1 pseudogene is annotated in these 1,835 nt (G+C 57.9%); it reads left to right on the forward strand.

Going from position 1 to position 1,835, the window contains the following annotated elements:
- Positions 1-60 precede the first annotated feature (60 nt).
- A pseudogene (locus AO277_RS13180) lies at positions 61-1,671 on the forward strand (TonB-dependent receptor); the annotation flags it as partial.
- Positions 1,672-1,835: the final 164 nt, after the last annotated feature.

Raw genomic sequence — 1,835 nt, forward strand, 5'->3', positions numbered from 1 at the left:
CAGGATGCAGGCCGCCAAGGCAGCGTAAGTGGATAATTGTCCAACCTTCGGGGGGCATACCATGCCGGTGGCGAGAACTACTACCTGCATGGCGATTTCGGCGGGCCGATCGACAGTGAGGGCAAGTTTGCCTATCGCCTGAACGTGTTGACTCAGGATGGCGAAACCGCTGTCGACATGAACAAGCGTCGTCGCGAAATGATTTCCCTGGCGCTGGACTGGAACGTCTCCGACGACCTGCTGGTGCAGTTCGACGCTTCACACAAAAAGACCGAAATTCGCGGCCTGACCAGCTATTGGTACTTTGGTGATCAGTCGTTACGCCCAAGCGCAGCCTCGCTGGACAACGACAAACTCTACAGCCAGAAGTGGTCGTTTTCCGATTATGAATCCGACAAGGCGGGCGTACGCGCCAAATGGCGCTTGAACGATACATTCACCTTGCGCGCGGCCTTTGCAGCCCAGCAGTACACTTCGGAAAACACCTACACCGGGCCGACGGTTTACAGCGCGGGTCTGTATTCGCAGCCGTTATACGCCTTCGCACCGATCGAAACCGAAGAAAAGACCGGCTCGCTGTTTCTGGATGCAGCATTCGATACCGGCTTTCTCGGCCACAAAGTCACGATGGGGTACCAGGGCAATACATCTCGCCAGAAGCAGTACGAAGACCACATCCCATACACGCCTGGTCAGCCTGGTCCGCAATACACCTCGCCAGTCGGCACGATACCGCTCGACCAGACACCTCAGGTCGGCAAACCGTCGTACTCGATTGGCCACGGCAACCAGCGTCTAGCCAATAGCTCGGAGAGCAACAACTTCCTGATTGGCGACATCATCACCTTCAACGAGCAATGGTCGGCGATTCTTGGCGTGACCAACACGCAGATCAAGACTTACGCCAACGAGTTCGTTTACGCCAAGGCTTTCGGCTCCGCAGAGACCGAGACCAAATACAACGAAAGCAAGACCTCGCCGAATATCTCGCTGGTCTACAAGCCACTGCCGTGGCTGACCACTTACGCCCCCTATATAGAAGGTCTGCAATCCGGAGGTGTCGCCCCGAGCGGCGCAGCCAATGCCGGCCAGGCATTCGCACCGGAAGTCAGCGAGCAATACGAGATCGGTGCCAAGGCGACGTTGGGTGAAACCCTGTTTACCCTGGCGCTGTTCAACATCGAGAAGCCCAACGGCTACACCACGGCCTCGAATATTTACGTGGTGGACGGACGTCAGGAAAACAATGGCCTGGAGTTCAGCGTTACCGGCAAAGTCGTTCCGGAGCTGACACTGGTCGGCGGCTTTACCTTGCTGGACCCGAAGATCAAGAAAACCGGCATCGCCGCGGATGAAGGCAACGCACCGACCAACGTCGCCAAGCAACTGGCCAAGGTCTATGCCGAGTACGACATCAACCCTGTGCCTGGGCTGGCAGTAACCGGTGGAGCGTTTTATACCGGCAAGCAATACACCGACCAAAGCAACGAAAACGACCTGCCGTCCTTTACCACCTTCGACGCCGGTGCCCGCTACCGCATGCGCGTCTCGGAAAACGACCTGACCCTGCGGGTCAACGTCAGCAACCTGACCAACAAGGAATACTGGCTCAACAGCAGCTACCTGGGCGACCCGCGCACTGTAGCGTTCTCGGCGCAGCTGGAGTTCTGAGTCAACCCGATCCACCTGATACGGCAGACCGCTGTGTGATGTAGAGCGTGGGCTGGCCACTGCCACAGAAGCGCTTTTCAACCACGGTGGCACTGACCACGCAGAGTGCGACCTTAGTGACGGCTGAGTCCTGGCGCTGATCCGGGGGTAGCCTGGCAGGACGC

The organism is Pseudomonas amygdali (assembly GCF_002699855.1).
GTDB classification, from domain to species: Bacteria; Pseudomonadota; Gammaproteobacteria; order Pseudomonadales; family Pseudomonadaceae; genus Aquipseudomonas; species Aquipseudomonas amygdali.